The organism is Lamprobacter modestohalophilus (genome assembly GCF_016583905.1).
GTDB lineage: Bacteria > Pseudomonadota > Gammaproteobacteria > Chromatiales > Chromatiaceae > Lamprobacter > Lamprobacter modestohalophilus.
In genome coordinates, this window is record NZ_NRRY01000064.1 from 1 (window position 1) to 22,847 (window position 22,847).

The 22,847-nt window shown below is 63.4% G+C and carries 12 protein-coding genes and 1 pseudogene; 8 read left to right on the top strand and 5 right to left on the bottom strand.

Going from position 1 to position 22,847, the window contains the following annotated elements; all coding sequences use genetic code 11:
• Positions 1-152: 152 nt before the first annotated feature.
• The gene (blaOXA, locus tag CKO42_RS23030) at positions 153-983 is read left to right on the top strand and encodes a class D beta-lactamase (RefSeq protein WP_200249727.1); all 831 of its coding nucleotides are present in this window, start codon (positions 153-155) and stop codon (positions 981-983) included.
• Positions 984-1,083: 100 nt separating this feature from the next.
• Here blaOXA and CKO42_RS23035 read toward each other — a convergent pair whose 3' ends face one another.
• The gene (locus CKO42_RS23035; protein ID WP_200249729.1) at positions 1,084-1,986 is read right to left on the bottom strand and encodes a 5-bromo-4-chloroindolyl phosphate hydrolysis family protein; all 903 of its coding nucleotides are present in this window, start codon (positions 1,984-1,986) and stop codon (positions 1,084-1,086) included.
• 10 nt (positions 1,987-1,996) lie between these two features.
• Positions 1,997-2,131 carry a hypothetical protein gene (locus CKO42_RS28050; RefSeq protein ID WP_274608959.1) on the bottom strand — a complete coding sequence of 45 codons (135 nt, stop codon included), beginning with the start codon at positions 2,129-2,131 and terminating at the stop codon, positions 1,997-1,999.
• A 549-nt stretch (positions 2,132-2,680) separates the two neighbouring features.
• Between CKO42_RS28050 and recC the strand changes: the two genes are divergently transcribed.
• From recC to recD, 3 genes are read left to right on the top strand one after another with little or no spacing between them, the layout of a single operon-like run.
• Positions 2,681-6,370 (top strand): exodeoxyribonuclease V subunit gamma, encoded by a 3,690-nt coding sequence (gene recC, locus CKO42_RS23040; RefSeq protein ID WP_200249737.1) that lies wholly within the window; start codon positions 2,681-2,683, stop codon positions 6,368-6,370.
• A gap of 17 nt (positions 6,371-6,387) precedes the next feature.
• A complete protein-coding gene (gene recB, locus CKO42_RS23045) occupies positions 6,388-10,713 on the top strand; it encodes an exodeoxyribonuclease V subunit beta (protein ID WP_200249744.1) in 4,326 nt (1,441 codons plus the stop codon).
• Positions 10,710-13,016 (top strand): exodeoxyribonuclease V subunit alpha, encoded by a 2,307-nt coding sequence (gene recD, locus CKO42_RS23050; RefSeq protein ID WP_242479636.1) that lies wholly within the window; start codon positions 10,710-10,712, stop codon positions 13,014-13,016. Before recB ends, recD begins: the two co-directional genes overlap by 4 nt.
• A gap of 114 nt (positions 13,017-13,130) precedes the next feature.
• On the opposite strand, the gene CKO42_RS23055 is transcribed toward recD, so the two are convergent.
• Positions 13,131-13,571: an OB-fold protein gene (locus tag CKO42_RS23055; protein WP_200249746.1), complete on the bottom strand. Its 441-nt coding sequence runs from the start codon at positions 13,569-13,571 to the stop codon at positions 13,131-13,133.
• A 354-nt stretch (positions 13,572-13,925) separates the two neighbouring features.
• Here CKO42_RS23055 and CKO42_RS23060 point away from each other — a divergent pair, with 354 nt between their 5' ends.
• The 4 genes from CKO42_RS23060 to CKO42_RS23075 all read left to right on the top strand — a co-directional run bounded on the left by CKO42_RS23060 (position 13,926) and on the right by CKO42_RS23075 (position 21,996).
• Positions 13,926-14,270: a cysteine-rich small domain-containing protein gene (locus tag CKO42_RS23060; RefSeq protein ID WP_200249754.1), complete on the top strand. Its 345-nt coding sequence runs from the start codon at positions 13,926-13,928 to the stop codon at positions 14,268-14,270.
• A gap of 436 nt (positions 14,271-14,706) precedes the next feature.
• Positions 14,707-18,531 (top strand): methionine synthase, encoded by a 3,825-nt coding sequence (metH, locus tag CKO42_RS23065; protein WP_200249763.1) that lies wholly within the window; start codon positions 14,707-14,709, stop codon positions 18,529-18,531.
• Positions 18,532-18,624: 93 nt separating this feature from the next.
• Positions 18,625-19,101 (top strand): DUF29 domain-containing protein, encoded by a 477-nt coding sequence (locus CKO42_RS23070; protein ID WP_200249767.1) that lies wholly within the window; start codon positions 18,625-18,627, stop codon positions 19,099-19,101.
• A 300-nt stretch (positions 19,102-19,401) separates the two neighbouring features.
• A complete protein-coding gene (locus CKO42_RS23075; RefSeq protein WP_338034990.1) occupies positions 19,402-21,996 on the top strand; it encodes a type IA DNA topoisomerase in 2,595 nt (864 codons plus the stop codon).
• Positions 21,997-22,054: 58 nt separating this feature from the next.
• Here the strand turns inward: CKO42_RS23075 and CKO42_RS23080 are convergent, their stop codons facing one another.
• Both CKO42_RS23080 and CKO42_RS23085 read right to left on the bottom strand, forming a co-directional pair.
• Positions 22,055-22,483 (bottom strand): TA system antitoxin ParD family protein, encoded by a 429-nt coding sequence (locus CKO42_RS23080; protein WP_200249773.1) that lies wholly within the window; start codon positions 22,481-22,483, stop codon positions 22,055-22,057.
• A 170-nt stretch (positions 22,484-22,653) separates the two neighbouring features.
• Positions 22,654-22,847: pseudogene (locus CKO42_RS23085) on the bottom strand (IS630 family transposase); the annotation flags it as partial.

Here is a 22,847-nt window from a genome sequence, read left to right on the forward strand (position 1 = left end):
CGTGATGGCCCGGTCTTTGTGAGTCTCTGTCATTGGTCTGCTCCGCTACCTTGGTTGACGATGGGTTCTCATCATCGCTTATTGTGCCCGCTCGGGGTGTGTTGGAGGAGCGGGGCGGACCATTCCATTAATGCTCGAGGACCACTGCCATCATGACCCGTCAGCCAACATGGCCATCCGACAGCACAAGACCGACGCTCCGAGTGCGGCTGCGCTGGCTGCTGCTGGCGATACTGATCCCCGTCACCGCCGTCCAGGCCGAGGACGCCGAGATCGCTGCCCTGTTCGCCGAGGCAGGTGTGCAGGGCACACTCGTCCTCGCCCGTCTCGATGGCCAAGCGGTCATCCTGCACAACGCAGCACGGGCCGAGCAACGCCTGCCGGTCGCCTCCACCTTCAAGGTCTTCAACACGCTGATCGCCTTGGAAGAAGGTGCGATCAGCGGCATCGACGAGGTCATGCCCTGGGACGGCCGCCCGCATCCCTATCCGGACTGGAACCAGGATCAGACACTCAAAAGCGCCTTTTCCGTCTCCTGCGTCTGGTGCTACCAGCGCCTGGCCGAGCGCATCGGCGCGGAGCGCTATCGCGTCCATCTGGCTCAGGCCGACTATGGCGAACTCCAAGAGCCCTTTGTCACCAACGCATTCTGGCTCGACGGCAGCCTCACTATCAGCGCCCAAGAGCAGGTGCGCTTCCTGCGCCAAGTCATCGAGCGCCGGCTGCCCTATCGCCCGCAGACCTACGCCGACCTCCGCGTGATCATGCTGGCCGAGGAGGGCCGGGACTTCCGCCTCTTCGCCAAAACCGGTTGGGCCGCGCGCGCGACACCTCAGATCGGTTGGTACGTCGGTTATGTCGAGACTGCTGAGGCCAGCTGGATCTTCGCCCTGAACATCGACATCCGCGATGAGTCCGAGCTGCCCTTGCGTCAGTCACTCACCCGAGCCAGCTTGCAGGCGAAAGGGATCATCGACGAATGAGCCTGTTTGCTAAGCGGCCGAGCCCCGCGGAACTGGCCGCGCTCAAGGGCTAGCGCTTTCAGATCGACGAGGCGCTACTAGGGCAGGCCGCCAAGACCCGCTAAAGCATGCCCTCCCGCGCCAACTGCTGGGTCAGCACCTCGATCTGAACATCGAGATCCTCGACATCCCGCTCCAACAGCACCTGGTGCTGTTCGCGGAAGGCCGTCTCGACCGTCTCCAAGGCATGGCGGAACCGTTGCTCGAGTTCGGGGGCGGCGATGCGGCCGTGGGTCTTGGCATAGCCTTCGACCACGCGCTGGACGCCCTCCAGATAGACCGTCAGGAACTTGCGTGCCTGCCACAGATCCCGTGGATCATCATTAACGCGCTCAAGGATCTGTTGTGCCAACGCCGCGATCTTCGCGAGCCGTGCGCTCAGCTCTGGCTGGCGGATCTCCAGACGCGCCTGCTCGATGGCGGCAATGGTCCGCGCTGCCTCCCGCAGCGATGCCGCGCCCTGCGCACCTAAGTCCAGCCGACGGTGTAGCCGGGGCTGGAAGGAGAGATCGAGACCATAGGCAAGATGAACACCCAGCAGTGTCAGCAGCCCGAAGGCCAGGGCAATGCCTGGATGATGTCCAGCACCGAGCCAGGCCGTGATGCCGCTGCCGAACGCCAGAAGCAGGGCACCTAAGGTCTTCGGCGACAGCCGCCGCCAGAGCCAGTCGGCGATTGCTCGCCGGTCACCTGACCCTAGTCGGACCAGCAGTGCGCCACCCAGCATCAAGCCATAGCCAAAGACATCGCCAAGCAGCATCCCGAGCTGTCCGCCGATGAGTGCAACCAGCGCCGCAATGGCGGCGGGGAGCGGAAATACGAACAGGGGCCAACCCGCTTGTGAGGCGTCCGCTTGAGTTAGGTCGCGCTTGGCCTTGTCTTGTCCGTTCAGCCGCCGCCACAGCAATAGAAGGAGTGCGGCGATCACGGCCAGGACGATGACAAGTAGTAGCAGACGTTTCATCCTGGCCTCCTCAATGCGCCGCCGTCGAGACCGAAGCGGCGATCGCTGAACCGCTGCAGGAGGCCAGCAGCGCCTGTGACGAGGCGACACCGAGCCCGATGATCAAGAGCAAGAGGCCGACGAGGCGGCGCTGGCGATCCGACATGGCGGAAATCTCCCCGGGTTGATGACGACGAGGCCGACGCACAAGCAGCATGATCAAGACAGTTCCAGTGACTTTGGCCGCCGCTCACAGCCAGCCCGCAAGATCGCCCATGATCTCACTGATCCGCAGCGAGTGGCGAACGACGACCACACGCGATCGCAACTTCAGTCGTGCTGCATGCCCAGTTGCTCGGGATCTCGCGCTCGCCTAATCTGCGCCTAGTTTGCGTCTAGTCTGCGCCGATGCCGCCTGCTGCGTCAGCCCGCACAAGCATGCGTTTTCAGCTGAGCTTCAAGCGAAAATCGGTGCGTGGCCGGCAACACGGCCTGACTGACGGGGCTGCACAGCATGCCAATCCAGAGTGATGCAAACAATGGTCAGACGCTTGGCCCGTTTCGACGAATACGGCGGTACACTGCCGGCCGCGAACAACGGCGCAACCTGCCGCGTATGGGCTCGGTGATCCTTTGCCTTCTCGATACAAGGGATCTTGACTGACACCCGGATGACACCGTGACACAACGATTCGAGCATTGAACGGAGGCATTGATGGCGCAGCTGGCAGGGCAGGATGAAGGACGGGATGGAGTGCAGGATGGAGTGCAGGATGAAGTACAGGTGAAGGATCAGTCGTCAGCCTGGCAGACCGGCTTCATGCTGATCCAAGGCAATCGCCTAGAGTCGCTGCGCGGTTTGATGACGACTTGGCTGCGCCGCTATCCGCTGCATCCGCTCGAAAACGAGGTGGTGTTGGTGCAGAGCAACGGCATCGGTCAATGGCTTAAGCTGGCGCTGGCCGCGCCGGCACGAGATGGCTCCGGTGGCGATGATCTGGATGGCGGCTGTGGCATTGCCGCGGCCGTCGATCTGATGCTGCCGGCGCGCTTTCTCTGGCAGACCTATCGTGCGGTGCTCGGCGAACTGCCGGAGACATCGGCCTACGAGAAGACGCCGCTGAGCTGGCGCTTGTATCGGCTGCTCGGTGATCTCGACGCGCAGGCGGTCGCTGCCGAGCAGGTCGCCTGCTTGGAGCCGTTGCGCGGTTTTCTTGCCGTTGATGGCGATGCGCGGCGGCGTCAGCAGCTTGCCGAGCGTCTCGCTGACCTCTACGATCAGTACCAGGTCTACCGGGCTGACTGGCTGGCGGCCTGGCAGCAGGGCGAGGATGTGCTGATCCGCCCGAACGGCAAACGCGACCTGTTGCCGGAGAGTCAATGCTGGCAACCGTTGCTCTGGCGTCGGCTGCAGCAGGATCTGCAGCAGCATCTTCCGCCTGACCAGTTGCAGGGCGCAAGCCGCGCTGAGATCCACCAACGCTTCCTGAGTCGAGCTGCGAGCTTGAGCTGGCAGACACGCCCAACAGCACTGCCAAGGCGTGTCATCGTCTTCGGCATCTCGTCGCTCCCGCGCCAGGCGATCGAGGTTCTGCAGGCCATCGCCCCGGTTACCCAGGTGATGCTGTTCGTGCAGAACCCGAGCCGGCACTACTGGGGTGATATCGTCGAGGGCCGCGAGTTATTCCGCAGTCACTACCGGCGCTCCAGCGCACGCAAGGTGCCGGAGGATGTGGATGAGACCGAGCTCCATCTGCATGGCCATCCGCTGCTGGCGGCCTGGGGTAAGCAGGGCCGAGACTACATCCGCCTGTTGGATGAATATGACGAGCGCGAGCAGTACGAAGCGCATTTTCAGGCCCAGAGCCTGACCATCGATCTGTTTGAGTCCGCAGGCGGCGAAGACGATGCGGCGCGAACCCTGCTGCAACAGCTGCAAGATGACATCCTAGAGCTGCGCCCGCTTGCCGAACGCCAGGCGGCGGCCAGTGCGATCGACCCAACGCGAGATCACAGTCTCCGCTTTCTGGTCGCGCACAGCCCGCAACGCGAGGTGGAGATCTTGCACGACCAGCTGCTCGAGGCCTTCGCCGAGGCCGATCGGGCTGGTGCACCGCTGCCGCCGCGTCAGATCCTCGTGATGGTGCCGGACATTGCCACCTATGCGCCGTCGATTGCGGCGGTATTTGGCCGCTTGGCGGTGGATGACCCGCGCCGTATCCCGTTTCATATCGCCGATCAAGGCCTGCGTCAGCGCGACCCGCTGCTGATCGGTGTCGAGCAACTGCTCAATCTGCCGCAGGCGCGCTTCGCGGTCAGCGAGGTGTTCGATCTGCTCGAGATCCCTGCCGTCCGCGCGCGTTTTGGCCTGGATGAGGCCGATCTGCCGCGGCTGCGTCAGTGGATCGATGGCGCCAACATTCGCTGGGGGCTGGATGCGCGCCAACGCGCACGCTTGGGCTTGCCCGACGGGTTAGAGCAGAACAGTTGGCAGTTCGGCCTGCAGCGCATGCTGCTTGGCTTCGCCACTGGCGTCAGTGGCGCCTGGCAGGGCATCGAGCCTTTCGATGAGGTTGCTGGCCTGGAGGCAGCGCTGATCGGCTCGCTGGCCGAGCTGCTCGAGACCCTAAACCAAGCCTGGCAGGCCTTGCAGCAACCGCGCACTCCGGCAGACTGGAGCGCGCTATTGGCCGAGCAACTGGATGCCTTGTTCCTTGCCAGTAGTGAGGCCGATGAATGGGCGCTTGCCAGCGTGCGGCAGGTGCTCGAGCAATGGCTGCTCGACTGCGCCATGGGTGGCGTCGAGGATGAGCTGCTGCCTTTGGAGGTGGTGCGCGACTCACTGCTCACCGGGCTCGATGCACCGACGTTGAGCCAGCGCTTTCTGGCCGGCGCGGTCAACTTCGCGACCTTGATGCCGATGCGCGCGATCCCGTTTCGTCAGATCTGGCTATTGGGCATGAACGACGGCGACTATCCACGCAGCCGCCGACCGGCCGATTTCGATCTAATGGCCAATGACTACCGCCCGGGGGGTCGCTCGCGGCGCGAGGACGACCGCTACCTGTTCCTCGAGGCGCTGCTCGCCGCGCGCGAGCGCCTAGTAATCAGTTGGGTCGGGCGCAGCATCCGCGACAACTCGGAACGGCCTGCATCGGTCTTGGTGGGGCAATTGCGCGATCATCTTGCCGCTGGTTGGCAGCTGGCCGGTTCCCGGAATCCGGTTGATGGCGCCGGAGAGGGGCATTCAGGTCAGGCCTTAGTCGCGGCGCTGACCACCGAGCATCCATTGCAGCCCTTCAGTCGGCGCTATTTCCAACCGCTGGCCGAGGCGGGCCGCGATCCACGCCTGTTCACCTTCGCCAGTGAATGGCAGGCCATGCATCGGCGGCTTACTGAGCAGCCAGCCGAGCCGCCACCGCGACTAGGGCCGGCGACCTTCGAGGGTCCAATCCGGCTCAGTCTGCTGGGTGATTTCCTCCGCTATCCGGTCAAGACCTTCTACCGGCAACGTCTGTCGCTCTACCTGGATGCCGAGGTCGAGCAACGCGACGACGAGGAGCCATTCGATCTCGACGGACTCGGCAGTTGGGGGCTGCGAAGTGCCATCTTGAGCAGCATCCAGCAGCGCCTAGTGGCAGAGCCAACAGTAGCGACTGAGGACTGCCTGCAGGTCGCGATCGCACGGTTGGCGCGAGCCGGACAGTTGCCGATGCGACCGTTCGATGCGGCTTGGGTCGCGCGCCTTGGTGACGAGCTGTCACTGCCGCTGGCGCGCTTTCGGGCGTTGGCCGCTGAGCATCCGCTTCGGCTGCCGGTGCAGCCAGTGCAGCTAGAGACCGATGGACTGCGACTCGAGGACAGCTTGGCTGGGCTCTGTGCGGATACCGCCGGTAACCGGCTGCGGCTGACCTTACAGCCGAGCCGGCTACTCCAGGATGACAAGCCCAAGTGGTATCACCTGGTGCGACATTGGCCAGCGCATCTGGCCGCACAGCAAGCGGGGCCGACCACGACCTGTCTGCTGGGTCCCGAGACCGAGATCATGCTGTCACCGCTCAGTATCGAGGAGGCCGAGACCGAGTTGTGCAACCTGATGTCGGGCTACCGACGCGGTTTGAGCGAGCTGCTGCCGCTGGCTTGTAAGACCGCTTTTGCGTCCCTGATGGGCGAGCAGGGTCGTCCGGTCACGGCGTATGAGGGGGGCTTCAACCAGAATGGCGAATGCATGGAGCATGCAGGCTATCGACGCTTCTGGCCGAGCTATGCGGCGTTGAGCGGGGACACGCGTTTCCATGCGCTGGTCGATCAGCTCTACCGACCCTTGGTCGAGCGGGTCCGTCATGGCACCTCGGGCCGCGTTGGAGGAGAGCCACAGATGAGCAGGGATGAACAGAAAAAGTGAAAAACAGGAGTTGTGACATGCCTGACAACAGCCGTCCACAACCGCAGCCCATCGATCTGTTGCGTTTCCCGTTGCACGGCAACCGACTGATCGAGGCCAGCGCCGGCACCGGCAAGACCTACACCCTCGCACTGCTCTATGTGCGTTTGGTGCTCGGACATGGCAGCGATGGGTGCGCCTTCGCGCGGCCGCTGATGCCGCCCGAGATCCTGGTGTTGACCTTCACTGACGCGGCGACCAAGGAACTGCGTGAGCGCATCCGCCTGCGCTTAGTGGAAGCGGCAGAGCTGTTCGAGCGAGCACACGAAAACGCCGCCCAGCGTGGCGAAGACGATGCGCTCCGGGCACTTTGTGCCAGTTATGTGCCAGAACACTGGCCGCAATGTGCGCGCCGTTTGCGTCAGGCTGCCGAATGGATGGACGAGGCGATGATCGCGACCATCCATGGCTGGTGTCAGCGCATGCTGCAGGAGCATGCCTTCGCCACCCGCGGCCTATTCCAGCGCGAATTGGTCACCGATCAGAGCGATCTGGTCGCCGAGGTCCTGCGGGACTATTGGCGGATTCATTTCTACCCACTGCCTGCCGAACAGGCGGTCTGCATCCAGGCGATCTTGTCATCACCAGCGGCCTTGCAGGAGCGGCTCGGGCAATGGCTGGGTCGGCGCGATGCGGGGTTGTCTTATCGTGGTCAGCCGCTGCGTTGCGACACTCTGGCCGAGCCGCTCGCAGCGCAGTGCCGCTGGAAGTTGGAGGCCGATGCTATTGCGGCTGAATGTGCGGTGATTGACGCTGAGCGCGATCGACTGGAAGCGCTGGCGCGTGAACAATGGCGCGCTGACCGTGCGGCTATTGAAGCCCATCTGCGCGAGCTGCGGCCCCACCTCAAGGGCACGCAGCACGCAAGCACCCGGTTGGAAGACTTCGAGCAGCTGCTGGCTGCGATTGCTGCCTGGGCTGAGCAGGGCGTCGCAGCGCCGGGCAAGCTGAAGAACTTCGCCCAGGGTGCCTTTGCCTTCAAGAAGGCGGCTTCGATCCAAGCAGTGCATGCGCATCCGGCCTTTGCTGCGCTCGCCGCTTGGCAGTCGGCGAATCAGGCCAAACCGGCCTTACCAGAACCGCCCGAGCCGTCGCTGGAGGCCTCTGTGCTCGCCCACGCCGCCGACTGGGTTGCTCAGGAGCTGCCGAGGCGCCTGCGTACCCGCGCCGAGATGGGCTTCGATGACCTGTTGCGCGAGCTCGATACCGCGCTCAGGCCGGCCAGCCACAGCGCCGCTGAGCCGTCACCAGGCCAGGATCGCGGCCAAGCCCAAGCCCAAGCCCAAGCCGAGCAGCTCGCGGCGACCATCCGCGGACAGTTTCCGGTCGCGTTGATCGATGAGTTCCAAGACACTGACCCGATCCAATATCGAATCTTCGCCTCGATCTATGGCGCCGAGCCTGGCGCTGAACCCGGCTTCGATACCGGCGCCGGGCCCAGCGCCGGACCATTTAGTGAGCAGGTGGTCGCTGAACGCACCGCCTTGGTGATGATCGGCGATCCCAAGCAAGCCATCTATAGCTTTCGCGGCGCTGATATCGATGCCTATCTCGAGGCGCGGCGCGCCACCGCTGGCCGCCACTACAGCCTTGGCTGCAACTTCCGCTCGACCGAAGCCGTGGTGAACGCCTGCAACCGGCTGTTCAGCTATGCCGACAGTCATCCACGGGGCGCGTTTCGGTTTCGGGAGACGAGTGAGAGCGGAAGGCAGGTTAACGCGAAGGCGGCTGCCAAGATGCGTGTCGAGAATCCGATCCCGTATCTCGAGGTCAGCGCCAAGGGGCGCGATGAGCAGTTGATCATCGACGGCGAGCCCGCGCCTGCGATGACCTTCTGGCGGCTCGATAGCGGCGATGCGCCGATCAGCTCGGGTGACTATCGGGCGCAGATGGCCGAGGCAGCGGCTTCTGAGATCCTGCGTTGGCTGCAGCAAGCGCGCCAGGGCCGTTGTGGCTTTGAGACTGACCAGGGCCACCGGCCGCTCAGGCCCAAGGATATTGCCATTCTGGTGCGCACCGGCACCGAGGCTGCCGTGATGCGCGAGGCGCTGGCCGCGCGCCGAATCAACAGTGTCTACCTGTCTGATCGCGATTCGGTGTTTGAGACCGAAGAGGCCGGCGATCTGCTGCATTGGCTGCGCGCCTGCGCTGAGCCGACCGACGAGGGTTTGGTGCGCGCCGCGCTCGGCACCAACACCCTGGGGCTGCCGCTGCAAACGCTGGCCGGCTTGCAGCAGGATGAGCTGGCCTGGGAGGCTGAGATCGAGCGCTTCCGTGCCTATCGCCAGACCTGGCAGCGTCAGGGTGTGCTCGCCATGCTGCGTCAACTGATGCACGAGGCCGATCTGCCAGCGCGGCTGCTGGCACGCGGTCACGGTGAGCGCATCCTGACCAATCTGCTGCATCTGGCCGAGTGGTTGCAGCAGGCCGCGATGGCGCTCGATGGCGAGCAGGCGCTGATCCGCCATCTGAGCACGCATCTCGAACAACGCGGCGATGAGTTCATCCTGCGCCTGGAGAGCGACGCCGAGCTGGTGCAGGTGATCACCATCCACAAGTCGAAAGGGCTCGAATATCCGCTGGTGCTGCTGCCCTTCATCTGTAGCTGGCGCAGTGTCGATGGGCACAGCAAGCAGGTTCCGTATCGCATGAGCGACGCCAGTAGGGACGCCAGTGGAAACGCCAGCGGCGAGTCGGCTACCGCGGGCCAGGTCGCCCGCGCAGCTGTCAGTCCAGGCGTCAGTCCACCGAGCCGTTATCTTGAGGTGGCTGGCCATAAGCTGTTCAAAGCCGCCTGGGTCGCTGCTGATGACGAACGCCTGAGCGAAGATATGCGTCTGCTCTACGTCGCGCTGACCCGGGCTCGGCATGCGGTCATGCTCGGCATGGCCGCGCTCAAGAGTGGCAATGCCAAGCAGCCACAGCTAGAGCGATCTGCGATCGGCTATGTGCTGGGTGGTGGTGCGTCCTTCCCTTCGCCGCAGGCGGTCTGGGAAGCGCTCGCCCAGCTCAAGGGCGACTGCGATGCTATGACGATCATACCAGCGCCCGCCATCCAATCTGGTCGACTTGCTGCCGTGAGCGAGGCTGCCTTGGAGCCGGCGCGCGTGCCTTCCCATGCACACTTCACACCCTGGTGGATCAGCAGCTACTCAGCGCTGAGCCAGGGCGCGGGCGCGCCTAAGGCTGATGCCTTGCCGCGAACGCTGGAAGAGGCCGCTACGGATACCGCTGCGCAGGAGACCACCCGGGAGGAGGGGATGCTGAGAGAGGTCGTGCCAATGACCCCGAGTCTGGTGGCAAGGTCTGCGCACGGAGCAGGGACCAATCTGGCACTGCCACCTGATCCTGCATCTAAATCCGGATCTGAAGCTAAATCCGGATCTGCATCAGCTCCAGCTCCAGCTCCAGCCTCAACCCTCAACGCGATTGACGTCGATGCAGGCCGTCAGGATAGAACGCATCAGCCAGGCGGTCTGCTGCACGGTTTCCCGCGCGGCAGCCGTTATGGCACCTTTCTGCACGGCCTGCTCGAATGGGCTGCGATGCAGCAATGGCAGCACCAGGACGGGACGCACTATCAAGGCTATGCGGCCGCGGTGCAGGCTTCGACCGAGCGCCGCGACATGCTTGCAAGGCGCTGCGCACTGCGTGGCCTGGCAGACTGGATCGATCCGCTCGACCGCTGGCTGCAGGCCTGCTTGACCCAGCGCTTGACCCTGAGCGGGCTCAGTGAACAGCCATCGGCTGCTCCCTGCCTTGCACTGCAGGACCTGAGCGGGCAGCAGATTCAGGTCGAGATGGAGTTCTGGATCGAAAGCATCCAGGTTGAGACCCGCGTGCTCGATGCCCTGGTACAGGCCCATTGCCGACCCGGCGAGCCGCGGCCGGAGCTGCGTGCGCAGGGGTTCAACGGCATGCTCAAGGGCTTCATCGATCTGGTGTTCGAGCATCAGGGGCGCTATTACCTGCTCGACTGGAAGTCCAACTGGCTCGGACCCGAGGATAGCGCCTACACGTCCGAGGCCATGACGGCCGCCGTGCTTGAGCATCGCTACGATCTGCAATACGCGCTCTACCTGCTGGCGCTGCACCGACTGCTGCGTGCCCGGCTGCCTGGTTACGATTACGATCGCCATGTCGGCGGTGCGATCTATGCCTTTCTGCGCGGCACTCAGGCCCCTAGCCAGGGTCTGTATACCGACAAGCCCCCACGCGCCCTGATCGATGCACTGGATCAGCTCTTCGCTGGCGCCCCTTTGACGAAAACGACGCACACGACGCAAACCTCGGAGGTCGCTTGAACAAGCCTCTGGTCTCCAAAGCGTCGACAACAGCCGACAATCGCGAGTCTTTGCTGCAGACCCTGAGCACTTGGGTCGAGGCTGGCGCCTTGCGTGCGCTAGATCTTGCTCTCACGCGTTTTCTCGCGCAGCAGGCTGGGGAACAGGACGACGCCGTGCTGCTCGCGGTGGCATTGACCAGTGAGCGCAATGGTCACGGCCATGTCTGTTTCGATCTCCAGGGGGCGCTGGCTCATCCCGAGGCGTTGCTCAGTCGTCTGCGCGATGATCAGGAGATCAGCCTGCCCGTGCGGCAGGCGTTGGGCGCTCGATTGCAAGCGTTGGATGTGCACGACTGGATGGCGCGCCTGGCTGCCAGTCCGCTAGTTTGCGACCGACTTGGGGCCAGTGCTGACCCCACCGCCGAGGGTGCTGATCCCGCCACCAAGGGTGCCGACTCTCGCCGAGTTGGTCGAGGAGATGCGTCTGCAGGGGCAGGCACCGAGCAGGTCTTGGATGACGACAGCGCGCCACTGGTGTTGGCCGGCAGCCAGCAACGACCGCTGCTTTATCTGCGCCGCTACTGGCAATACGAGGCGCGCATCCGGGTTGGTATCCAGCTGCGGCTCCAGCGACGCATCGCGGTTGATCCAGTCGTGTTGCGGCATCAGCTCGATGCCCTGTTTCAGCCTCAAGCGAGTCTCGATCAGGCTGACGCCATCCCTCAGTCTGAGTCGGCCTCGGCTCCACAACCGAATTGGCAACGCATCGCTTGTGCGCTGGCCGCGCAGCATGCGTTCTTTATCTTGACGGGCGGCCCTGGCACCGGCAAGACCACTACCGTGGTGCGTCTGCTCGCGGTGCTCCAAGGCCTGGCCACGGCGGCCAAAGAGCCACCGCTGCGCATCGAGCTGGCGGCGCCGACCGGCAAGGCAGCGGCGCGCCTCAACGAGTCGATCACCGAGCAGGCACGGGGGCTCCCGGGCGAGCTTGCAACTGCAGGCCGTATTCCGACTCAGGTCAAGACCTTGCATCGTCTACTCGGGACCCGCCCAGACAGCCGCCATTTCCGCCACCATGCTGCTAACCCACTGCCGGCCGATGTGGTGGTGGTGGACGAGGCCTCGATGGTCGATGTCGAGATGATGGCGAGTCTGCTCGAGGCGCTGCGGCCCGATGCCCGCCTGATCCTACTCGGCGACAAGGATCAGCTGAGCTCGGTCGAGGCCGGAGCGGTGCTCGGGGACCTCTGTCAGCGTGCTGTCCAAGCCCACTATCGCCCGCAGACGATCGCCTGGCTCGAGCAGACCGTCGGCGAGACGGTCCCGGCCGTTTATGGTGATGCTAATGGGAGCGCCCTGGATCAGGCTGTGGTGATGCTGCGCAAGAGTTACCGCTTCAGTGAGCAGGGCGGCATCGGTGCCTTGGCGGCGCTGGTCAATCAGCCGGTGCAGGGCGCTAAGGCGGCTGTGGACCGCAGCGATGCAGTTCACCGCCTGTTCGAGCGTGAACGACAGCGCCCAGATGGTCGGCTGGGGACGATCGCAGCTGTCAGGCTCAAGGCGACCGATGATGCTGCGCTGGATGTGCTGACCAGCGTCGGCTATGGCGGCCCGGATGGTTATTTGAGCCTGATGCGCGAGCAACCGCCGGGGATCGGTGCGGCTCAGTGCGAGGTGGATGCCTGGGCAAAGCAAGTGCTCAAGGCGCAGAAGCGGTTTCAGCTGCTCACGCCACTGCGCCAAGGCGAGTGGGGCGTCTTGGGACTGAACCAGCGCATCATCGAGCACTTATGCGCAGCAGGTCATCTAGCGCTGGATCAGGATCTGGGGCGAGGCCAGGATCTTAGTCAGCAGCGGGGCCGGCATTCGGGTCGGGAGTTCGGCGTGGTCGGTGCCATGCAGCGACAATGGTTCGCTGGCCGTCCGGTGTTGGTGACGCGCAACGACTACGGCCTAAACCTGATGAACGGCGATGTCGGAGTCACGCTCCGGGTGCCGGTGGCGACGACGGGCAGGATTCAATGGATGCTGCGCGTTGCCTTTCCCAATGCCGATGGGGGTGTGCGCTGGGTCCTGCCGAGCCGCCTCCAGGCCGTCGAGACGGTGTTTGCGATGACGGTGCACAAATCCCAGGGCTCTGAGTTTGAGCATACGGCGCTGATCCTGCCAGAGAGTCCGAATCCGGTGCTGACGCGTGAGCTGCTCTATACCGCTATCACCCGCGCCAAGAAGCGTTTCACGCTGCTCTACAGCCAAGAGGCAGTGCTTGGCGATGCGCTGGTCCGACGCGTGCAGCGCGTCAGCGGGCTGCAAAGGGTCTGAGTCTAGGCGGTTCCATCCGCAAAGCGGTCCCTGAACGACCAGGGATCGACGAAAGACCAATTGGCCAGTCGATACCAGTCTCACGATAGCTCGCCGAAGGCCTGCGTGTTGGGATCACTCCAAGCTGCAAGCCGAGGCATGGATGGTATTGCCCATGCGGTACTTGATCCTGCAATTAAAACTGACTTGGTCGCCGACCTGCAGTTTGGCGATCTCGGCCTGGGCCTTCTGAGGAAAGTGGCAGCTGATCCACTGGTTGGGCGCGCCGGCGTCGAGCAAGACGATGGGGGCTCCCATGATCGCCTGCTTGAGCCCCGCCACCCGACCGTCGATGCCGATATGGCGGCCGTTGTAGCTGTCCTCGGCGACGACCTCGTTGTGCTCGTAAGCCTGAAAAAGCGCGCTTGCGGTGACGGTCTCCGCGCGCACTGGACTTGGCAGGATCAGGACAAGGATGAGCGTCAGGCCAAAAGGGAATCGGCTCGATCGTCGTGGTTGGATGTTCCCGATCAGCCGGCTGCTGCTGCGGTCAGTGATGCTTCTTAACGCGTTCAACCTTGCACTCTCCCGGGCTGTTTGTTGTGATCTCAGCCGTCATGTCAGTCGTGATGTTTGTCTTCATGTCGGTCGTCATACAGCGCCAATCCTAGCCCATCTTTCCCCGCGTATCTTTCCCCGCGCAGCGTTACCAAGGACTTCGGCGTTCGGCCTGTGGTCGGGGACTGCCGCCCCAGAGCCCCAGAGCCCCAGAGCCCCAGATCGTCATGGACGTGATGACCCGATGCCGCAGGCGGTCGGTCGATGCGGGCTGCGGTCCTTTGCGCCTGCTCGGATGGTCCCCATGATGTCTGTTTAAGCTGCTCGGCTCGCCATTCGAGGTTGGTCGGCGTTCGCCAAGGGTTGTCGGCAATGGAGCCAAAAGATTCTACAAATAACCAGGGTTTCAAAGGGTTTACGAACGAAAATTGCCCGTTTCTCCCCTGCCATTCTGGGGTCAAACGAGAATTTAACTGCCTTTTTTGTTATTGTCCCCTGATCGCGTACGACTGTCCTGGACCCTACGAGGTCTTCACGGACGCTCAGGGTGTGACCAGAAAGGACTGCACCGCTTGCACGCTCCCCCATGATGGCTACCAGGCCTCGTGGGCCTTCATCCAAAAATGGCTAGCGAAGCCTGTGGTCTGGAATGGCCAGCCTCAGCATGAGCGATATAGGCGCAAGGCGCGGCTCAAGTCGGAACAGATGCCGGACTAGTTGCCGGATCAGATGCCGAAACTGGCAGACGACGGGGAGGTCTGATTGCCGCGACTGACGCCAAATACCGCTGTTGCGCCGGCTAGAGGCGGATAGCCTAGCCGCCGGCCTTGTTAACCTGGATCTCAAGCGATTCAGTTTTCGGGGGTGACGGCGCGCCATGAGCCTTAGGACGTTGTGGACCTTTCGCTCGTCCAGGCAGCCCCAGACGCCCGAGGCTTCGCTCCCAGCTGCGACGAAGTGCTCAGCGAATCTGATCAGGCGATTTTGGTCGAAGCTCGCAGCTGCTGAGCAGCGGACACAGCCTAGCCGCAGTCGAGAGCAAGCCATCTGAGACTGGCGCTTGCGCGGCTGCCATCTGAACACGGCCCGTCTTGGCCTGCTGACCGCCAGCGGCTGCGGACCCTCATTCAACCACCGGACCCAGCAACTTGTTATGAGTGATCGAACCAACCTTCTGAAGCAACGCCTCGAACAGACCATCCTCATCCTCGACGGTGCCATGGGCACCATGATCCAGCGCCGCAAGTTGGAAGAGGGCGATTACCGTGGTGAGCGCTTCAAGGATTGGCCGAGCGATCTCAAGGGCAACAATGACCTGCTGGTGCTGACCCGGCCTGACCTGATCGCCGACATTCATGGCGAGTACCTGGCCGCTGGTGCCGACATCCTCGAGACCAACACCTTCAACGCCACCCGCATCGCGATGGCCGATTACGGCATGGAGGAGCTGGCACGGGAGATCAACGTTGAGGCTGCGCGACTGGCTCGAAAGACCGCCGAGGGCTACTCAACGCCCGACAAACCGCGCTTCGTTGCCGGCGTACTCGGCCCAACCAACCGCACCGCTTCGATCTCGCCCGATGTCAACGACCCGGGCTTTCGTAACGTCAACTTCGACACCCTAGTCACGGCCTATGCGGAATCGACCCGTGGGCTGATCGAGGGCGGCGCCGATATCATCCTGGTCGAGACCGTGTTCGACACCCTGAACGCCAAGGCGGCGTTGTTCGCGGTCTGGAAGGTCTTCGACGAGGACGGCGTCGAGCTGCCGATCATGATCTCCGGCACCATCACCGATCAGTCCGGTCGCACCCTCACCGGCCAGACCACCGAGGCCTTCTACAACTCACTGCGGCATGCCCAGCCGCTGAGCATTGGCCTGAACTGCGCGCTCGGTCCGCAGGAGCTGCGTCCCTATGTCGAAGAGCTGGCGCGCATTGCCGAGTGCCGGGTCTCGGCGCATCCCAATGCCGGCCTGCCGAACGAACTCGGCGGCTATGACCTTGGCCCCGAGGAGATGGCCGAGGAGGTCAGCGACTGGGCGCGCAGTGGCTTCCTGAATATCGTCGGCGGCTGTTGCGGCACTGGCCCCGAGCACATCAAGGCGATTGCCGATGCGGTCGCCGGGATGACCCCGCGCGAGGCCAAGGTGCTGGAGCCGGCCTGCCGCCTGTCCGGGCTCGAGCCCATGAACATCAAGGCCGACAGCTTCTTCGTCAACGTCGGCGAGCGCACCAACGTCACCGGCTCGGCGCGCTTCAAGCGGCTGATCAAGGAGGACGATTACGACACCGCGCTGAGCGTGGCGCTGGAGCAGGTCGAGGGTGGCGCCCAGGTCATCGACGTCAACATGGACGAGGGCCTGCTGGAATCGGCCGAGGCGATGCATCGGTTCCTGAACCTGACCGCCGCTGAGCCCGATATCGCCCGCGTGCCGGTGATGATCGACTCCTCGAAGTGGGACGTCATCGAGACCGGGCTCAAGTGCGTGCAGGGCAAGGCCATCGTCAACTCGATCTCGCTCAAAGAGGGCGAGGAGAAGTTCATCGAGCAGGCGCGGCTCTGTCGGCGCTATGGCGCGGCGGTGATCGTGATGGCCTTCGACGAGGTCGGCCAGGCCGACACCCAGGCGCGCAAGGTCGAGATCTGTACCCGCGCCTACAAGATCCTGACCGAACAGGTCGGCTACCCGGCCGAAGACATCATCTTCGACCCCAACATCTTCGCCGTCGCCACCGGCATCGAGGAGCACAACAACTACGCCGTCGACTTCATCGAGGCGACCCGCGAGATCAAGCGCACCCTGCCGCATGCGAAGGTCTCGGGCGGCGTCTCCAACGTCTCGTTCTCGTTCCGCGGCAACAACCCGGTGCGCGAGGCGATTCATGCCGTGTTCCTCTATCACGCCATCAAGGCGGGGATGGACATGGGCATCGTCAACGCCGGTCAGCTGGCGATCTACGATGATCTGCCTGAGGAACTGCGCGAGGCGGTCGAGGACGTGATCCTGAACCGCCGCGACGACTCGACCGAGCGGCTCTTGGATCTGGCGCCCAAGTACAAGGGCGACGGCTCGAGCGCCGAGAAGGTCGAAGACCTCGAGTGGCGCAGCTGGCCGGTCAACAAGCGGCTCGAGCACTCGCTGGTCAAGGGCATCACTGAGTACATCGAGGAAGACACCGAGGCCGCACGCCAGGCCGCCGAGAAGCCGCTGCACGTCATCGAAGGGCCGCTGATGGACGGCATGAATGTCGTCGGCGATCTGTTCGGCGAGGGCAAGATGTTCCTGCCGCAGGTGGTCAAGTCGGCGCGCGTGATGAAGAAGGCGGTGGCCTATCTGTTCCCGTACCTGGAGGCGGAGAAGGAGGCCTCCGGCACTCAGCATGAGAGCAACGGCAAGTTCCTGATCGCGACGGTCAAGGGCGATGTACATGACATCGGCAAGAACATCGTCGGCGTGGTGCTGCAGTGCAACAGCTATGACGTCATCGATCTGGGTGTGATGGTGCCGACCGAGACCATTCTGCAGCGGGCGCGTGAGGAGAAGGCCGACATCATCGGGCTCTCCGGGCTGATCACGCCGTCGCTCGATGAGATGGTCCACGTCGCTAAGGAGATGAAGCGCCAGGGCATGACCCAGCCGCTGCTGATCGGTGGCGCGACGACCTCGAAGGTGCATACGGCGGTCAAGATCGCGCCGCAGCGCGAGGAGCCCGTGATCTATGTGCCGGATGCCTCGCGCGCGGTCGGCGTGGTCTCGAACCTGCTGAGCAAGAACCAGCGTGATGGCTATGTGGCCGGCATCGTCGAGGAGTATGCCGAGGTCCGCGCCAAGCGACTGGCGAAGGGCAAGACCAGCAAGCTGATGAGCTTGGCCCTAGCGCGCGCGAATAAGACCGAGATCGACTGGGCGAGCTATGAGCCGCCGATGCCAGCGATCTTGGCGACTGGCGCTGAGCTAGGGCAGGGCGGTGATGCGGGCAGCAGCGATCCAGCGACGGCGCTTGCGGCCGCGCTACCGGGGCTCGATGCTAAGGACATCACGCTCGAGCGCAGTGGCGACGGCGTGATCCTGACCGTCAACAACTATCCGCTCGACGATCTGGTCAAGTACATCGACTGGACGCCGTTCTTCAAGGCCTGGGAGCTGGCCGGCAAATATCCGGCCATCCTCACCGACGAGATCGTCGGCAAGGAGGCGCAGCAGCTGTTCGATGACGCGGTACCCTTCCTGGAACGGATCGTCAAGGAGCGCTGGCTGCAAGCAAGCTGCGTCTGCGGTTTCTTCCCGGCCAATCGGATCGGTGACGACGACATCGCCATCTACTCCGACGAGACGCGCAGCGAGGTCAGCGCCACCCTGCGCATGCTCCGCCAACAGATGCAGCGTACCGCCGGTAAGGGACAGCCGAACGTCAGCCTCGCCGATTACGTCGCCCCGGCGGATTCGCACAAGCGTGACTGGATTGGCGGCTTTGCGGTCACCGCCGGCATTGGCATCGACGAGCACCTCGAGCGCTTCGAGGCCGATCACGACGATTACAGCTCGATCATGCTCAAGGCGCTGGCCGACCGCCTGGCCGAGGCCTTCGCCGAGCGGCTGCATGAGCTAGTGCGCACGACGCTCTGGGGTTACAAGCCCGGCGAGCAGCTCGATAACGACGCGCTGATCGCCGAGAAGTACGAGGGCATCCGCCCGGCACCCGGCTATGCGGCCTGCCCGGACCACACCGAGAAGGGCACCCTCTGGGAGCTGCTCAAGCCCGATGAGCGCATCGGCCTGACCATCACAGAGAGCTTCGCCATGCTACCGACTGCGGCAGTCTCCGGCTGGTACTTCGCGCATCCGCAGTCGCGCTACTTCGGAACCGGCAAGATCATGAAGGACCAGGTCGAGGACTACGCCCAGCGCAAGGGCTGGACGCTAGAACAGGCCGAGCGCTGGCTATCGCCGGTGTTGGGCTATGATCCGGAGTAGTGGAAACGGATATGCACACGGCTCGCAGAGAGTGCCTCAGGGCTTTGGTGTGCTCTGAGCCGTCGGTTGCAGTCAAATAACAGACTCTGCCTCATGACTGACCTCGCGACTCTGTACCAGACCGACTACAGTGCTTGGGCCAAGCGAAACGCCGAACTCCTGCGCGCTCGGCGTTTCGACGCGCTCGATATCGAGCACTTGTTAGAAGAGCTGAGCGATATGAGCAAAAGTGATCGGCGTGAACTGCACAGCCGATTGCTGGTATTGAGCGCGCATTTGCTGAAGTGGGAATTTCAGTATCAAAACCCCGCCGAGCGCTGGCGTGAATTCGATGGACGCAGTTGGCGCTCGACCATCATCCAACAGCGTGAGCAGATCGCGGATTTGTTGATCGAGTCACCCGGATTAAAAGCCCAGTTTGAGGAAGCCATCGCCGGCGCCTATCCCGCCGCCATCAGGCTTACGCACAAGGAAACCCGCCTGCCGTTGGCGACCTTTCCGACGCTATGTCCCTATACTGTCGGGCAACTGCTGGAAGACGACTTCTTCCCTGGCGTGCCGCCCCCTTAGGCGATTGCCGGAAAAGCTCGTACCGAATTGCGCAGGATTTTCGTTTGCCTTCGAGGAGCGTCGCCGAGAGCATAGCCGAGCTATGTGACCGGCGGCGCGACGAAGAAGGCGAGCGAAAAGACCAGCAAGGCGGTATGAGCTTTGACAGAAATCGTCTTAGGCTTGACTCGAGACGCTGCCGATAACCGCCGCCTCTGCCCTGAATCAGGATAGCCGGTCGCATCGATCAGCTTAACTGGAATGCGTGATGACAAGTGCTTTGGGTGCTGAGTAGAACAATGACCGACTACGCTTGCTCTGATGCGCGTCATTGTCGCTGAAAAGCCCAGTGTTGCGCGAGATCTTGCGCGCATCCTGGGTGCGCGATCGCGGCGTGAGGGCTACCTAGAGGGCCAAGGCTGGCGCGTGACCTGGGCGCTGGGCCATCTGGTGCATTTTGCCGAGCCGGATGCCTATGGTGAGGCCTGGGCTGGTCGCTGGTCGTTTGCGCAGCTGCCGATGTTGCCAGAGCGCTGGCGACTGCGCACCGACAAGAAGACCGCAGCCCAATTCAAGATCGTCAAGGCGCTGCTCACCGACGCCGCGACCGAGCGGGTCATCTGCGCGACGGATGCCGGGCGCGAGGGTGAGCTGATCTTTCGCCTCATCGCCGAGCATGCGCGCTGTCGCAAGCCGGTGCAGCGGCTGTGGATCTCAAGCCTGACCGATGCGGCGATCCGCGCTGGTCTCGCGCAATTACGCGATGGCCATGACTACGACCCGCTGGCCGCTGCGGCGCGCGCTAGGGCCCAAGCCGACTGGCTGATCGGCATGAATCTGACCCGCGCCTATACCGTCCATAACCGGGTGCTCTGCACCATCGGCCGGGTGCAGACGCCGACCCTGGCGATGATTGTCACGCGCGATCAGGCCATCGATGCCTTCGTGCCGACGCCGTTCTATGAACTGATCGCGCAGCTGGCCGAGGGCTTCGAGGCCAAGTATCACAAGCCGCCGCAAGCGCAGCAGGCATCGCAAGGGCTGGAGCCGAAGCGTGCCGGCGTTGTTCCGGGCGAACATCCAACCCGGCTCGACAACAAGGCCGAGGCCGAGGCGCTGCGCGATCGACTGCGCGAGCGCATTCACCCGGAGTACCTTGGCCAAGTCGTCTCGGTCGAGACCAAGCCGCAGCGCAACCGTCCTCCGCCGTTATTCGATCTCACCACGCTGCAGCGCGAGGCCAATCGGCGCTACGGCTTTACTGCGGCCAAGACCCTGGAGCTGGCGCAGAGCCTCTACGAGACTTACAAGCTGATCAGCTATCCACGTACCGAGAGCCGCCATATCGGCGAGGATCTGGTGCCGCAACTGCCCGGGATCTTGCAGCAGCTCGACCATCCGCTTGCGGAGGAGGCGCTGGCGCGATTGAAGAGTGGGCATCGGCTCGGGCGCGCCTATGTCGATCAGACCAAACTGACCGATCATCACGCCATTTTGCCCACCGCGACACGACCGCCTTCCAACCTGCCGGAGCCACTGCGGCGCATCTATGATCTGGTCGCGGCGCGATTTGTCGCCGTGTTTCTGCCTGATCAGTGCGTCGATGAGACCGAAGTTCAGCTCGATATCGGCGGTGAGACCTTCATCGCCAAGGGTCGGGTCGTGGTCGATCCAGGCTGGACGCGCGCTGATCCGCGCCATCTCGGGCGAGTCGATGGAGTGGCCACAGGTAGCGCTGCTGGGCGGCATCATGGCCGATCTCAGCCCGGAGAGTCAGCACAACACGCGCCTACACAGCAAGTGCACGGGCAACTGGCACATGAGCGACAGGAGCAGGGACAACAGGCCCAAGAGCAGAAGGCAAATGGGCAGCAGCCGCAGGCGGGTCGCCCTAGTGTCGATGAGGCCGACTTGCTGCCGGCCTTGACCCAGGGCCAGACCGTGCATGTCGCCTCGTTGGATTTGATCGAGCGCGAGACGCAGCCGCCAAAGCGCTTTGAGGATGCGACCCTGTTGAACGCGATGAAGTACGCCGGCCGAGAGATCGAGGACAAGGTCCTGGCCGCGGCGATGAAGGGTGCCGGGCTGGGCACACCGGCGACGCGCGCCGAGACCATCGAGAAACTGATCCGCACCGGTTATGTCGAGCGCCAGCGCAAACAGCTCGTTGCGACCGACAAGGGCCAGGCGCTGATCGGTCTGGTTGCCGAGCCGTTGAAGAGCGCTGAACTGACTGCAGCTTGGGAGCAGCGGCTGAAGGATATCGAGGAAGGGCGCGCCGAGGCCGCTGTCTTTCATGCGGATATCAATCGCTTTGTCACCGAGCTGATTCCGCAGGTGGCGCGAGGCGCTGCGCTGCCGCCAGAACAGGTGGCGGCAGCGCGGGCGGCGCGTGGGACAGCCACATCCATCTCCTCAGGTCGTTCGTGCAAGAAGGCGTCTCCTGGCGGCAGTACGGGACGGCAAGGGCGTTCTGTGGGTCGCCAACAGCAAAGCGTCCGCTCCTCCGATTCGGGTACTCGCAGGCGCGCCAATCCGCCCGCGCAGCCACAGCTGCCACAGCCACAAGAGCCGCAAGAACCACGAGAGCCACGAGCGAATGCGGCGAGCGCGTTTTCAGCGCAGCTCGCCGAGATCCGCACAGCCTTGCAGTTGAAGCCATTGGGCTGTCCAAAGTGTGGTCAAGGCCAGCTCATCGTCGGGCGGCGTGGCTATGGCTGCTCGCGTTGGCGCGAGGGCTGCGACTTCGTGATCTGGCAGGTCATCGCCGGACACCCGCTCAGCGAGACCGAACTGCGCGCCCTGGTCGAGCATGGCAAGACAGCGCCGATCGACGGGCTGCACGCCGAGAATGGCCGCGGCGGCTGCGCTGTGCTCTGTCTGGGTCAGGATGGCCAGGTGGCGCCGGTCTGGTAGAGCACGTTGGGCCTTGAGACAATCGGTCGATGATGGTCAACCCCTTAGCCGATAATGGTCAAGCCCTTAGCCAAACCGCCTGCTCTTCGAGCGGGACGAACACACCCTGGCGGAAGGTACCAAGGGTACGCAGGCCGTTGGCGTCGATCTGCTCCAGATAGCCTGGATGCGTGCGCGAAGCCTGATAGCGAATGGCAGCTTGGGTGACCTTTCGGGATAACGCCCCAGAGCGCCGATCCGATTCCACCGCCGCGAAGACCGACTCGGAAGCGACGGGCTGAGCCATAATCGGCTCGACGCGCAGCCGTGCCAAGCCTGCGGCGACAGCTAACAGGCTCTGTGGATCGACAAAGCCGGCGATCTGCTGCCCCAGCGAGGCCCAGTATTCGATCTGCTCAGCGGCACTGCGGTGAAGCTGCGACCCAGCCAGGCTGGCGCTCTGAATCAGATCTTCTTGGAGTCGGACAGGGGGGGCGGATTTCGGCATAGATCTGTTCTGCTTGCTTGCGCAGACTCTGCTCGGGTGCGCTCAGAGTCAGCACCGTCGCAGATTGCTACAGCGCATTCTAATGATGTTGCGCTTCTGCTGCCTCCAAGTTGCTCAACCTAACGGCAACCTAGTGCTTTGCTGTGAAAATCCTGATACCGACCAGCCAATCAAGCCGCGAGTGGCTTCCCGGTATAGGTCCAGCGAAACGGCTTGGCCAGCTTGTCGTTGAAGAAATCAATGAAGTTGGCGAGTTTCTCATGAAGATCATCGACCGAGAGGAAGTTACCGCGGCGGATCACTTTGCGCGCCAAGATGGAGAACCACATCTCGATCTGGTTCAGCCAAGAGGCATGCTTGGGCG

Bases quoted from the DNA above. Each gene is read 5' to 3' on its own strand.
- blaOXA (WP_200249727.1), top strand. From the start codon at position 153: ATGACCCGTCAGCCAACATGGCCATCCGACAGCACAAGACCGACGCTC.
- CKO42_RS23035 (WP_200249729.1), bottom strand. From the start codon at position 1,986: ATGAAACGTCTGCTACTACTTGTCATCGTCCTGGCCGTGATCGCCGCA.
- CKO42_RS28050 (WP_274608959.1), bottom strand. From the start codon at position 2,131: ATGTCGGATCGCCAGCGCCGCCTCGTCGGCCTCTTGCTCTTGATCATC.
- recC (WP_200249737.1), top strand. From the start codon at position 2,681: ATGGCGCAGCTGGCAGGGCAGGATGAAGGACGGGATGGAGTGCAGGAT.
- recB (WP_200249744.1), top strand. From the start codon at position 6,388: ATGCCTGACAACAGCCGTCCACAACCGCAGCCCATCGATCTGTTGCGT.
- CKO42_RS23060 (WP_200249754.1), top strand. From the start codon at position 13,926: ATGGAGCCAAAAGATTCTACAAATAACCAGGGTTTCAAAGGGTTTACG.
- metH (WP_200249763.1), top strand. From the start codon at position 14,707: ATGAGTGATCGAACCAACCTTCTGAAGCAACGCCTCGAACAGACCATC.
- CKO42_RS23070 (WP_200249767.1), top strand. From the start codon at position 18,625: ATGACTGACCTCGCGACTCTGTACCAGACCGACTACAGTGCTTGGGCC.
- CKO42_RS23075 (WP_338034990.1), top strand. From the start codon at position 19,402: ATGCGCGTCATTGTCGCTGAAAAGCCCAGTGTTGCGCGAGATCTTGCG.
- CKO42_RS23080 (WP_200249773.1), bottom strand. From the start codon at position 22,483: ATGCCGAAATCCGCCCCCCCTGTCCGACTCCAAGAAGATCTGATTCAG.